This window comes from Streptomyces sp. NPDC048411, assembly GCF_040704695.1.
Classification (GTDB): domain Bacteria; phylum Actinomycetota; class Actinomycetes; order Streptomycetales; family Streptomycetaceae; genus Streptomyces.
The window spans coordinates 28,934-41,527 of record NZ_JBEZKL010000039.1; the positions used below are offsets into that span (position 1 = coordinate 28,934).

Annotated in this window: 12 protein-coding genes; 7 read left to right on the plus strand and 5 right to left on the minus strand. The window is 70.6% G+C overall.

The genetic code is table 11. The annotated features are described in order from the left end of the window. Positions 1-223: 223 nt before the first annotated feature. Complete coding sequence (locus AB0915_RS16395; RefSeq protein ID WP_366691735.1) at positions 224-1,036, plus strand: hypothetical protein; 813 nt, start codon at positions 224-226, stop codon at positions 1,034-1,036. Between the two features lie 301 nt (positions 1,037-1,337). On the opposite strand, the gene AB0915_RS16400 is transcribed toward AB0915_RS16395, so the two are convergent. Beyond that, positions 1,338-2,276 carry a LysR family transcriptional regulator gene (locus AB0915_RS16400; protein WP_366691736.1) on the minus strand — a complete coding sequence of 313 codons (939 nt, stop codon included), beginning with the start codon at positions 2,274-2,276 and terminating at the stop codon, positions 1,338-1,340. 164 nt (positions 2,277-2,440) lie between these two features. Between AB0915_RS16400 and AB0915_RS16405 the strand changes: the two genes are divergently transcribed. Both AB0915_RS16405 and AB0915_RS16410 read left to right on the plus strand, forming a co-directional pair. Then, a complete protein-coding gene (locus tag AB0915_RS16405) occupies positions 2,441-3,778 on the plus strand; it encodes an MFS transporter (RefSeq protein WP_366691737.1) in 1,338 nt (445 codons plus the stop codon). Between the two features lie 88 nt (positions 3,779-3,866). Further along, a complete protein-coding gene (locus AB0915_RS16410) occupies positions 3,867-5,534 on the plus strand; it encodes an amidohydrolase (protein ID WP_366691758.1) in 1,668 nt (555 codons plus the stop codon). 27 nt (positions 5,535-5,561) lie between these two features. Here the strand turns inward: AB0915_RS16410 and AB0915_RS16415 are convergent, their stop codons facing one another. Together AB0915_RS16415 and AB0915_RS16420 are read right to left on the minus strand one after the other, a co-directional pair. Then, positions 5,562-6,854 carry a HAMP domain-containing sensor histidine kinase gene (locus AB0915_RS16415; protein ID WP_366691738.1) on the minus strand — a complete coding sequence of 431 codons (1,293 nt, stop codon included), beginning with the start codon at positions 6,852-6,854 and terminating at the stop codon, positions 5,562-5,564. Next, positions 6,851-7,507: a response regulator transcription factor gene (locus AB0915_RS16420; RefSeq protein ID WP_366691739.1), complete on the minus strand. Its 657-nt coding sequence runs from the start codon at positions 7,505-7,507 to the stop codon at positions 6,851-6,853. The genes AB0915_RS16415 and AB0915_RS16420 overlap by 4 nt, the downstream gene beginning before the upstream one ends. A gap of 171 nt (positions 7,508-7,678) precedes the next feature. Here AB0915_RS16420 and AB0915_RS16425 point away from each other — a divergent pair, with 171 nt between their 5' ends. From AB0915_RS16425 to AB0915_RS16440, 4 genes are read left to right on the plus strand one after another with little or no spacing between them, the layout of a single operon-like run. Beyond that, entirely contained in the window at positions 7,679-8,218 is a 540-nt protein-coding gene (locus AB0915_RS16425) for a hypothetical protein (RefSeq protein ID WP_366691740.1), read from the plus strand. After that, positions 8,215-9,354, plus strand: a complete 1,140-nt coding sequence (locus AB0915_RS16430) for a peptidoglycan-binding protein (RefSeq protein WP_366691741.1) — start codon at positions 8,215-8,217, stop codon at positions 9,352-9,354. The genes AB0915_RS16425 and AB0915_RS16430 overlap by 4 nt, the downstream gene beginning before the upstream one ends. Continuing rightward, positions 9,351-10,046: an ABC transporter ATP-binding protein gene (locus AB0915_RS16435; protein WP_366691742.1), complete on the plus strand. Its 696-nt coding sequence runs from the start codon at positions 9,351-9,353 to the stop codon at positions 10,044-10,046. The genes AB0915_RS16430 and AB0915_RS16435 overlap by 4 nt, the downstream gene beginning before the upstream one ends. Further along, entirely contained in the window at positions 10,043-11,248 is a 1,206-nt protein-coding gene (locus AB0915_RS16440) for an ABC transporter permease (protein WP_366691743.1), read from the plus strand. The genes AB0915_RS16435 and AB0915_RS16440 overlap by 4 nt, the downstream gene beginning before the upstream one ends. Here the strand turns inward: AB0915_RS16440 and AB0915_RS16445 are convergent. Further along, positions 11,191-12,072, minus strand: a complete 882-nt coding sequence (locus AB0915_RS16445; RefSeq protein ID WP_366691759.1) for a Tn3 family transposase — start codon at positions 12,070-12,072, stop codon at positions 11,191-11,193. The two genes, AB0915_RS16440 and AB0915_RS16445, sit on opposite strands and share 58 nt — an antisense overlap. Before the next feature lie 126 nt (positions 12,073-12,198). After that, a complete protein-coding gene (locus AB0915_RS16450; RefSeq protein ID WP_366691744.1) occupies positions 12,199-12,576 on the minus strand; it encodes a hypothetical protein in 378 nt (125 codons plus the stop codon). Between the last annotated feature and the right edge of the window lie 18 nt (positions 12,577-12,594).

Here is a 12,594-nt window from a genome sequence, read left to right on the forward strand (position 1 = left end):
CCATCGCATGAGCCGCATCCTGGCCGAGCCGCGCGACCGCACCCGGGCGGCTGCGTGCGAGTCGGGCCCGACCGTGCCGCGTGGGGTGGGAACCCGTCTCTGAGCACCCGAGATTGCCGTATCCCGGCAACCAGGCGCAGGTATGACGCTGCCGCACCCCGGCCTGTTGCCTGATCAGTGGTGTGTGGCTCAATGCTCCCGGAGCGACGGGGGGACAACGGAAATGGCTGTGCAGACGGCGGAGCAGTTGGGGTCGACCCGGTCCGGGAAAGCGTGGCTGCGTGCGGTGGCCTGGGCGCTGCTCGGACTGGTGTTGCTGGCGGTCTCGGTGGCCCCGAGCCTTCCGGTCCCCGAGCGGATCGCCGATGAGAGAGCCTTCCTGGATGCACAGCCGTGCGGCAGCGGGGAGGCAGCAGGGGGCACGGCAGGCTGCCTGCACACGATCCGTGGGACGGCTCTCTCCGCCGAGCGCGTCAAGAGCGGCAAAGCGACGGTGTTCCGCGTGCAGTTGCGGGCTCCTGTTCCGGCCCCCGCCGATCGGCCGATGCACCTCGATTCGCACGGCGAGTTGTCGGAGCTCCTCAAGCCGGGGGACGAGGTGGAGGTCACCACCTGGCGGAATGTCCAGGTCGCCGTCAGCCACGACGGGGTGAGCGAGACGCTCCCCGGACTGCCGGACGAGAAGGCCACCATGCTCGTCGGGCTCACGCTGGCCGGTGTCTGGCTAGCGATCCTGGGCTTCATCGCCGCGTTCGGCAGCGCCCGGCGGGCCCGCTGCCTTGCCACCGGCCGCCCCTTCCCACCGCCGGTCCGATTCAGTCTGGCGAAGTGCGTGGGCGTGGTGGCCGCATCGCTCGCCGCGGGGTTCGTCGCCGGCAGTATCTGGGACGCCTGGACGGCAGTGGTGATGACGGTGGCCTTCTGGGCACTGATCGCGCTCCCGGCCACGATCGCGGCCCTGCTCTGGGACCGCGATCAGTCTCGCACCTCATTGGCCGCCGCTCAGCTTGGCGCTGAGCACGGCCGGGCCAACTAGGGCCTGTTCTGAGTTCCCCGCCTGCGCCCCGACGCCCGGCACGCACGCTCGCCGCACGGCGCACGCACCGACCACCGCTGCGCCCGTGCTTCGCGCGGACGACGGGGAACTCAGAACAGGCCCGAAAGCACTGGGGACTCCTGTTCGGCCTTGGCATCGGAGAGCCGTAAGGCGCTTCGATGCTCACTGACCGCCCCGAAACGCGCCGCGCGTGCGGCGGACCCGTCGGAGCACGCCCGCAGTGCATCGCGCCCGGTCCCGTCCCGGTCGGCCCAGGTCACAGTTGGGGCCGCAGCCGGGGTCACAGTCCTGGGAACCGCCGCATATGTCGGTCACAGAAGGCGCGCAGGCCGTCGACCAGAGCGTGGATGGAGGAGCGGGCGTAGTGGGAGGCGTCCCAGCCCGCGTACAGGGGGACGGTCAGCGGGCCGTCTGGCGTGTCCACGATCAGTTCCTCGAGACCGAAGCGGGCGCCGTCGGTGACCAGGCAGACCCCTCGGCCCGCCGCGGCCAGCGCCTGGGCGAAGGCCGAGGAGCCGGTCTCGGTGACACCCGCAGGGGTGAGGCCCGTCCGGCTGACAGCCTCGTCGACAACCAGCCGGGCCGCGTTGGAACGAGTCATCAGGATCAGCGGCTCGGTGACCAGCTCGGCGAGGGTGATCGCGGTGCGTCCGCTCCAGGGGTGATCGGCGGGAACCTGGGCGATGACGGGAGTGCGGCCCAGGAACGCCGTTTCCAGCGGGGCCGGCGCCGGGGTGGTGGAGAGACCGAGGTCGGCGTCGCTGCGCATCAGCGTGTCGAAGACCTTGTTCGGCTCCTCCTGGATGGCGTCGCGGAGGGCGGGCCCGGCGGCGGCGCCGCCCGCCATGAACGGGGCCAGGAGGTACGCGACCGTGGAGGGGGCAGCGACCACGGTGAGCGCCGCCCCCTCCCCCCGGCCGACGGCGACCATCGTCTCGGCAGCCTGCTCGGCGCGGCGCACCAGGTCCTGGGCGATGGGGCGGAAGCGCCGGCCGGCAGCGTTCAGGGTCAGCGAACCGGGGCGGCGAGCAAACAGAGAGACACCCAAGTCCCTTTCCAGAGAACTCAGTTGGCGAGAAAGGGAGGGCTGGGCGATATGCACCTGGCGGGCCGCGGCGGTGACCGACTCGGTCTCGGCGACGGCGAGGAAATAGCGCAGCACCCGTAGTTCCATGACGACCTCCCGGACGCCTCGCGAGGTGCCATGCCTCAAAGGCATGGGAATGTTAGTAATCAAGTATTAGACGGCATGGGTGGCCGAATTCAAACTGTGACTGTCCTGTTCACCGTCCTGACACCTTCACCGAAGGCCTCCCCGCCCGATCCTCTCGCACCGTCCGGCGGCCCCTTCACCGAAGTCTGCATGTCCCCGCCGGAGGATCCATGAACGTCCCACGCCCTGCCGCTGCCGCCGGGAGAACCCGTGCTTCGCGCCAGGCCCGCCGCGCCGGTCTCGCCTCGTTCGTCGGCACCACCATCGAGTGGTACGACTTCTACATCTACGGAACGGCGTCCGCGCTGGTCTTCGGAAAGCTGTTCTTCCCCGACGTGTCGCCCGCCGCGGGTGTGCTCGCCTCCTTCGCGACGTTCTGGGTCGGCTTTCTCGCCCGGCCGCTCGGCGGGATCATCTTCGGCCACTTCGGCGACCGCATGGGCCGCAAGGGCACCCTGGTCACCACACTGCTGCTGATGGGCGCCGCCACCTTCCTCGTCGGAGTACTGCCCACCCACGCGCAGATCGGGGTCGCCGCGCCGGTGCTGCTGGCGCTGCTGCGCGCCGTCCAGGGCATCGCCGTGGGCGGCGAATGGGGCGGCGCGGTGCTGATGGCGTCCGAGAGCGCACCGAAGGGCCGGAGTTCCTTCTTCGCCATGCTGGTGCAGCAGGGCTCCCCGGCGGGGGCGATCCTGTCCACGCTGGTCTTCCTCGCCGCGGGCACCCTGGACGACGCGGCCTTCCTGTCGTGGGGCTGGCGCGTGCCGTTCCTGCTGTCGGGACTGCTCGTCGTGGTCGGCCTCGTGATCCGCCTGAAGGTCGAGGAATCGGACGACTTCGAGCGTGTGAGGGAGAGCGGCGACGTGGTGAAGCTGCCGATCGCCGAGGTGCTGCGCACCGCCTGGCGGACCGTGCTGCTCGGCATCGGCGCCTCGATCATGGGTATCTCCGCCGCGTACTTCACCAACACGTTCGTGCTCTCCTGGACCACCAATGAGCTGCACATGGACCGGCAGACGATGCTGTACATCCTCCTGGCGCTCTCGGTGGTGCAGTTCACCTGGCAGCCGATCGCCGCGCTGATCTCCGAGCGGGTGGGCGAGGCCCGGTTCATGGTGTGTTCGCTGCTGGCCAACGCCGTCGCCGCCGTCCCGATGTTCCTGCTGATCAACACCGCGCGGCCGGTCCTTGTCTTCTGCGGCATCGCGCTCGCCACGATCAGCGGCTCCGGGTACTACGCCGTCCTCGCCGGCTTCCTCGCCCGGGCCTTCCCCTCCCGGGTCCGCTACACCGGCATCTCGCTCTCGTACCAGCTGTGCTCGACCCTCATCGGCGGTACGACCCCGCTGGTGGCCCAGTCCCTGCTGACGTCCGGCGGCGGCTCCGTCTGGCCCGTGGCCGGGTTCTACACGGTCCTGCTGCTGGTCACCACGGCGTGCGTCGCCGCTCTCGCCCGGCTCACCGAACGGCGCGCGCCTCAGGAGCGGCCCGTCCCGGCAGCCGTCTGACCTCCACCGCACCAGACCTTCGGTGGCGCCGCGCTGCCTTCCCGGCCGCGGCGGCCGCCGGACCCCATCCCCCAAGGAGTTGACCATCGTGCGCCTCGACGCCGTGTTCCACAATGGACGGTTCACCACCCTCGACCCGGACCGCCCCACGGCTCGCTCCATCGGCGTCCTGGGCGGCCGGATCGCCGCCTTCGACGAAGAACTGCGGGGCTGCACCGCCGACATGGTCGTCGACCTCGGCGGGGCGCACGCCGTGCCCGGCTTCAACGACGCGCACCACCACCTGAGCATGGTCGGCAAGGGGCTGCGCGAGCTGGACGTCTCGTACGCCGCCGCGCCCGGCCTCGACGCGGTGTACCGGGCCGTGGCGGAGCGGGCCGCGACGCTGCCGGCCGACGCCTGGGTGCTGGGCGCGGGCTACGACCAGAACAAGATCGGCGCCCATCCGACGGCCGAGGCGCTCGACCGGGCAGCCCAGGGCCGTCCGGTCTGGCTGGTGCACACCTCGCACCACATGGCCGTGGCCAGTACGGAGGCGTTCGCCCGGGCCGGGTTCACCGATCTCAGCACCGTGCCCGAGGTGCCCGGCGGCATGGTCGTGCGTGGCGCGGACGGGCGCGCGGAGGGCCTGCTCCAGGAGACCGCGATGCAACTGGTCGAGCGAGTGCTCCGGCCGGCGCCCGCCGAGGAGTGGATCGCGAACATCGCCGCCGGGTCAGAGGCTGCCCTCGCGGTCGGCCTGACCAGCGCGACCGAGCCGGGCATCGGTGTGACCGACGGCATCGGCAACGGGCCCGCCGACCTGGACGCCTTCATGCGGGCACGGGAACGGGGCCAGCTCGGCGTCCGGATGACGGTCATGCCGTACATCACCGCACTGCGCAACTGCGGCGTCTTCGAACCGGGCGCCAGGTGGTACGGCCTCGACCTCGGTCTGCGCACCGGCTTCGGCGACGAGTGGCTCCGCATCGGGCCGACGAAGATCCTCTCGGACGGTTCGCTGATCGGCCGTTCGGCCGCGATGTGCTGCGACTACCACGACTCCCCCGGCAACAGCGGGTTGCTCCAGTACGAGCGCGAACAGATCCGCCGGTACATCGTCGAGGCGCACCGCTGCGGCTGGCAGGTCGCCACGCACGCCATCGGGGACGCCGCCCTGGACATCGTCTTGGATGCGTACGAGGAGGCGGGGCGGCTGTATCCGCGCGCCGATGTGCGCCACCGGATCGAGCACGCGGCGGTGACGAGCGACGCGCAGGTCGCCCGGATCGCGGCGCAGGGCCTGATCCCGGTACCGCAGGGCCGGTTCCTGTCGGAGACCGGTGACGGCCTGCTGGCGGCGCTCGGCCCCGTACGGAGCCAACTGGCCTACCGGATGCGATCGTTCCTGGACGCGGGCGTAGTGCTGCCCGGCTCCTCGGATGCCCCCGTGGTCACCTCCGACCCGCTGCTGAGCATCCACGACATGGTGAACCGGCGCACCGCCTCCGGCATGCCGATCGGCCCGCACGAGGCAGTGACGGCGCAGGATGCGCTACGTGCGTACACGGTCGGCTCGGCCCATGCCGTCCACGAGGAGCACATCAAGGGAACCCTCACCCGGGGCATGCTCGCCGACTTCGTGGTCCTCAGCGACGACCTGCTGGGGGTGGCCCCCGAACGCATAGGGGAGCTGACCGTGGGGGCGACCGTCGTCGGCGGACGAGTCGCCCACGACTCGGGGGCGCTGAAAGTCTCCGCGGCAGAGGAATCCTAGAAGGGATCACCGCCTTCGGACTGGTGTTCACATCCGGAGAGTCGGGCCTTGGGGCGGGGCGGTCCATGCCTCGGGGTGCGGTGGAGTGGAGTCGGGTGGCAGGGTGACCATGACGACCAGGCCACCGCCTTCGTGAGGGCGGGCTGTGGCGTCGCCGCCGTGGGCGCGGACGATCGAGCGGACGATGGACAGGCCGAGGCCCGCTCCCTTGGCGGTGACCAGACGTTCGTTGCCCAGGCGGCGGAAGGGCTCGAAGAGGGCCGGAATCTCGTACGCAGGCACCACGGGGCCGGTGTTCGCGACGTCGATCTCGATCCTGCCGTCGTCGCGGGTGCGGCTGGCCACCCGTACCCAGCCGCCGTGGCCGGAGTTGTGCCGAATGCCGTTCTCCACCAGGTTCTGGACGAGTCGTTCGAGCAGCAGGGCATCGCCGGCGGTGACCGCCTCGTGCGCCTCTTCGTGCAGGGTGACCCCGGCCTGCTGCGCCTCCGGGGCCGTCTGCGTCACCACATGGGCGACCACGTCGGCCAGATCGACCGGACGCCGCTCGATGACCTCGTTCTCCGAAGTGGCCAGCAGCAGCAGGCCGTTGATCAGCTGCTCATGCCGGGCGTTGATCTGCAGCAGGTCTTCGCCGAGCCGCTTGACGTCCTGCGAGGCGGTCCTGCGGTGCATGGCCATCTCGACCAGGGCGCGGCCCAGGGTCAAAGGTGTGCGTAATTCGTGGGAGGCGTTGGCCACGAAGCGTCGCTGGCCGTCGAAGGAGCGGTCGAGGCGTTCGACCATGGTGTCGAAGGCGTTGGCGAGGTCCTTGACCTCGTCGTCGGGGCCGCGCAGGGAGATGCGTTCGTGCAGCCCGCGGTCGGCGACCGGAGCGGCGGCGATACGCCGGGCGGTGTCGGTGACCCGGTGCAGCGGGGCCAGGACACGGCCGGCGATGAGCCAGCCGAATCCCGCAGCGACACTGCCGACGACGGCGAGTGCGATGCCGCCCTGGGTGATCAGGGAGGTGGTCGCGGCGTCGCGCAGCTTGTCCTCCTGGGCCTTCATCCACTTCCCCGGATCGCTGCCGATGCGTACGGCGCCGTCGGCAGGAGGCAAGACGGTGGCGGGCGGGGTGGCCGGGCTGCGACCGCTGAAGACCTTGGGGCCCTGCGGGCTCAGCTGCTGACTGAACAGGACATAGGTGACACCGAGCAGGACCACCCCCGCGGCGAGGAACATACCGCTGTAGATCAGGGTGAGCCGGCCTCGCAGGGTGATGCGGCGCGGCAGCAGTTTCCGGGGCTTCAGGGGTTTCACGGGCTCTCCGGGCGTCATGGGATGCGGTACCCCACCCCGGTGACGGTCTCGACGACGGGCGGGTCTCCCAGCTTGCGGCGCAGTTTGAGGACGGTGAGGCGGACCGCACCGGTGAACGGGTCGGCGTGCTCGTCCCACACCTTCTCCAGCAGATGCTCGGCGGAGACCACGGCCCCGTCCGCGCGCAGCAGCTCGGCCAGTACGGCGAACTCCTTCCGTGCAAGCGGAACGTACCGCCCGTCCCGGAAGACCTCATGGCGCGCCGGATCCAAGGTGATTCCCGAGCGGCTCAGGACCGGCGGCACCGCGGGGCGGCTGCGCCGCCCCAGGGCCAGGACGCGGGCGGCGAGTTCGGGGAAGGCGAAGGGCTTGGTGAGGTAGTCGTCGGCGCCGAGACCGAGCCCGACGACCCGGTCGGTGACGTCCGCGGCGGCGGTCAGCATCAGCACCCGCGAGGACGCCCCGTTCGCGACGAGCCGGCGGCAGACCTCGTCGCCGTGGACCAGAGGCAGGTCCCGGTCCAGGACGACGACGTCGTAGGCATGGACGTCCGTGCGTTCCAGGGCGGCGGCGCCGTCGTGTGCGACGTCGACGGCGTGGGCCTCCTGACGCAGCCATTCCGCGATCGTGTCGGCGAGGACCGGCTCGTCCTCCACCACCAGCACCCGCATACGTCCCCTGCCCTTCTCCTCGGTGTACGGACCGTCCGACGTTCACAACAGCCCATGGTGCGGGTCGGGTTGTTTCCTTTTCGTCAGGAAACAACAAGGAAACGCGCCACCGTCTTCCATTCCCTTCCAGACCGGCACTGCAGCCGGCCGCGACGAAGAGGAGACGACGACGTGCGCACATTCAACCGCGGCGTGCTTGCGGCACTGCCGCTCGCCCTGGCCCTGGTGCTGACCGGATGCGGTTCCGATGACGACGGCGCCAAGGTGGCCTCGGCAGGCGGCAACAAGAAGGACAGCAAAAGCGACAGCAGCCAGTCCGACAAGGAAAAGCAGGAATCGGGCGTGAAGTTCGCCCGGTGCATGCGGGAGAACGGCGTGGACGTGGAAGACCCACAGCCCGGTAAGCCCATGCGTGTGATGGGGGACGGCAGCACCGACCTGAACAAGGCCATGCAGGCATGCCGCAAGTACATGCCCCAGGGAGGCCCCGGCTCCCCCAACGAGGACCCCAAGGCCCAGGAGCAGATGCGGAAGTACGCGCAGTGCATGCGCAAGAACGGCGTGGAGAACTTCCCCGACCCCGGGGACGGCGGCATGCGGCTCGACAACTCGATCACCGGGGACCCGGACTTCAAGAAGGCCGACAAGGCGTGCCAGGACATCATCAAGCGACTGCGCAACGGCAACGTGCAGAAGAAGGAGCAGGGATGAGCGAGCCCGCAGCCGCCACTGCGGCGGACCAGCCGTCGCCCGGAACGGAAGAGGCACCCCGCCGGAAGCGACGGGGCGGGAAGATCGCCGCCACCACCGCCCTCCTCGTGGTCGCCACCGGTGGGGCAGCGGCCGCGGGCCTCGGCCTGGGCGGCGGCTCGTCCGCGGACGAGCCGCACGACGCGCTGCCGCCCAGGACCGCCGAGGTGACCCGGCAGACACTCACCGACTCCCGGAGCGAGGACGCAGAGCTCGGCTACGGATCCACGATCACTGCGACCGGCAATCTGTCCGGCACCCTCACCGAACTGCCCGCCGCCGGCCGGAAGATCACCCGCGGACAGGCGCTGTACGAGGTGGACGAACACCCGGTGACCTTGATGTACGGCTCGGTGCCCGCGTATCGCGTACTCAGGACGGGCACCGAGGGGACCGACGTGAAGCAACTGGAGAAGAACCTGAAAGCGCTCGGCTACACCGGCTTCGCCGTTGACGACGAGTACACCGACAGCACGGCCGCAGCGGTCGAGGAGTGGCAGAAGGACCGGGGCCTGGAAGAAACGGGGACCGTGGAGCCGGGGCAGGTGGTGTTCACGTCCGGCCCCGTCCGCGTGGACACCCTCGTGGCCGCGAAGGGCGACCGGACCGGCCCGAACCAGAAGGTGCTGTCGTACACCGGCACCACCAAGGTCGTCACCGTGGAACTCGACACCACCGACCAGCGGTTGGCCGAGCAAGGCAGAAAGGTCACCGCGACGCTTCCGGACGACACGAAGGTCGACGGCCGTATCGCACAGGTCTCCACGATCATCGAGGCGGGCAGCGGAGAGCAGGACGAGGCGAAGACCAAGGTGGAAGTGGTCGTCGCGCTCGACGGTGCGAAGGCACAGAAGGCGGCGGACAAGTACGCCCTGGCCGCGGTGCACGTCGACTTCACCGCGGGCAGGCGCAAGAACGTCCTCACCGTTCCGGTCGCCGCACTGCTGGCGCTCGAGGAGGGCGGTTTCGGCGTGGAGGTCGTCAAGGGCTCGACGACCTCCTACGTCCCCGTCACCACCGGCCTCTTCGCCGGCGGCCGAGTCGAGGTCAGCGGCGACGGTGTCACCGAGGGCACGAAGGTGGGGATGCCGGAGTGATCACCCTGACGGACGTGACCAAGGTCTACGGCGGTGGCGTCACCGCCCTAGCCGGAGTAACGCTGACGATCGCCGACGGCGAGCTGGTCGCCATCGTCGGCCCGTCCGGCTCCGGCAAGTCCACGATGCTCAACATGCTGGGCACCCTGGACCGTCCCACCTCGGGCAGCGTGCAGATCAGCGGATACGACGTGGGCACCCTGTCGGAGAACAAGCTCTCCGCACTGCGCGCCCGCCATATCGGCTTCGTCTTCCAGCAGTTCCACCTTGCCGCGGGCACCTCGGCTCTCAAGAACGTGGCCGACGGGCTGCTGTACTCAGGGCTGCGGACCCACGAGCGGAACCGCCGCGCCGCGGCGGCACTGGCCAGGGTGGGCCTCGGGCACCGCCTGGAGCACCGGCCGCACGAACTGTCCGGCGGCGAACGCCAGCGGGTCGCGGTCGCCCGAGCCGTCGCCGGTGACCCGTCCCTGCTGCTCGCCGACGAACCGACCGGTGCCCTGGACTCCGCCTCCGGGGCCGGGGTGATGGAGCTGCTGCGCGAACTGCACGCGGGCGGCACCACGGTGGTCATCATCACCCACGACCAGGAGATCGCCGCGTCCCTGTCCCGCCAGGTGCGGATGCGCGACGGCCAGGTGATCGCCGACACCGCACAGCCCGGGTTCGCCCTCTCGGAGGCGGGCCGATGACCACGGAAGCACTGCGGCCGGCCCGACTGCGGTCGCTCGACGTGGCCAAGGTCGGCGCGGTGGGCCTGCGCACCCGCCCGCTACGGGCGTTCCTCTCCTCGCTGGGCATCGCCATCGGCATCGCGGCCATGGTCGCCGTGGTCGGGATCTCATCCTCCTCCCGCGCCGAACTCGACCATACGCTGGCCTCGCTGGGCACCAATCTGCTCACCGTCTCACCGGGCAACACCCTGACGGGAGGGGAAGCCCAACTGCCGCTGCCGGCCGAGTCGATGGTCGGCAGGATCGGCCCGGTGGAATCGGTGTCGGCCATCGGACGACTGACCGATGCCAAGGTCTACCGGACGGAGAAGATCCCGAAGGTCGAGACGGGTGGCATCGCGGCGTACGCGGCCCGCACCGGTCTGCGCTCCACGACCGGCGCCAAGCTGGCCGACGGCACCTGGCTCAACGCCGCCACGAGCCGCTACCCGGCCACGGTCCTCGGCGCCACCGCGGCGGAACGTCTCGGGATCAGCCATGCCGGACCCGGCATCGGGGTGCTGGTGGGAGGCCGGTGGTTCACCGTCGTCGGCATCCTGCAGCGGGTTCCGCTCGCCCCCGAGCTGGACGTCGCGGCTCTGATCGGCTGGCAGGCGGCCAGGACCGAGCTGGGCTTCGACGGCCACGCGACCACGATCTACACCCGCGCCGCGGATGCGCACGTCACAGGGGTCCAGTCGGTCCTGGGCGCCACCGCCAACCCGGAGGCACCGAATGAGGTGCAGGTCTCCCGTCCCTCCGACGCGCTGGCCGCCAAGCAGGCGGCGGGCAAGGCGTTCACCGGCCTGTTGCTGGGACTGGGCGCGGTGGCGCTGCTCGTCGGCGGTGTCGGGGTGGCCAACACCATGGTCATCTCGGTTCTGGAACGCCGGGCCGAGATCGGCCTGCGCCGCTCGCTGGGCGCCACCCGGGGCCAGATCCGCACCCAGTTCCTCGCCGAGTCACTGCTGCTCTCCGGCCTGGGCGGAGCCGGCGGGGCACTGCTGGGAACCGCCGTCACCGCCGGATACGCGCTGTACCAGGGCTGGCCGACCGTCGTTCCGCCGTGGGCGGTGGCCGGAGGCGTCGCCGCCACCTTCGCCATCGGCGGACTGGCAGGCGTCTACCCGGCCGTCCGTGCCTCCCGCCTCTCCCCTACGGAAGCGCTCGCGACACCGTAGTGCCGTGCACCGGCCCGTGCGCCGGTACTCGCAGCCGCGCTGGCCGCCGGGGTCGGGGCCGCCGCTCCGCTCGGCGTCGCACGCCCCGCGTGGGCGGCTCCGACCGCCCCCGGCCCGATACGATCCCGTGAAACGTCGGACTGCGCGGCTGCGCAGTCCTTCCTCAAAGCAGCCGCGCGCGCAATTTCTCCCTCGTATGATCGGCCGCTCCTACCCCTCGCCATCGTCCTTCTCGCCGATCGAGGGTTCACGCAGCGGCCTGCGGCCGGCCTCCTGAGGCCGGAAGAACGCGTAGCGGCCGAGGAAGTTGGTGTGGTCGAACTGCAGGGGGACAAGCGGGCCAGCAGGTCGTCGGCGACGGGGAAGCCGTCGGCGGCGAGCTGCTTGGCCGCGCGGTCGAGGTAGAGGCTGCTCGACAGCACCACGGCGTTCAGGGCCAGGCCGAGCGCGCCGAGCTGGTCTTCCATGCCCTCGTGGTAGTTCTGCCGCAGCTCGCCGCGCCGGCCGAAGAAGATTCGCCGGGCCAAGCGGTGGCGGGCCTCGGTGATATTCAGCTGCTTGCCGATCATGCGGCGGTAGCCGTCGTCGGAGATGAACTGCAGCAGGTGCAGGATCTTGAAGATCCGCCCGTAGTGGGCGAAGGCGTCGCCCAGCCCGGTCGGGCGCCCGTCCCGGGACAGCATGCGGATCAGATCGTGCCCGCGGACCTCACCCAGGATCAGGGAGCCGGCTACGCGCAGCATGTCGCCCCAGTGCGCGCGGATCCGGTCCAGGCGAACCGTGTGCCGAGAGGCGACCTGCAAGGGCCCGTAGTCGGCGCTCAGCCCGGGCCAGCAGCCGAGAGCCCATCAAGACGTCCAGCAGGTCCAGGGCGTCGTCCACCAAGGCGGTTTCCAGGTGCCGTACGGTGGCCAGCATCGTCGCGGTCTTCCTGGTCTCTTGCAGATACCTCAGTGTCGGTGCCTTCGAGGCCATCCCGTACCGGGCCAGCGCGGCCATGCGGGCAGCCGACACCTCGCCGGTGTCCACCTGGCCGGCGCCCAGGCCACGGATCTCTTGGGCCGGTTGAGGGCCTTGCGCATCGCCGTCCCCGACACCCTCATCGGCGCGGTCCGTAGCCGCTCCAGTTCCGACACCCGCCTCCCGGGCGGCACCTTCAGCAGCTCACGCATCGCCTGCCGCAGGTCGTCCGGCACCGCGGCGTCCGACGTCCGGTGCAGCTCGGCCATTTTCTGGGCGTGGGTCTCGGCCACCAGCCGGGTCAGCGTCGTGATCCCCGGCAGCAGTACCCGCCTTGTGATCCAGGCGGACAGGATCACCGCCCTCATCGAGGCTGCGACAAGCTT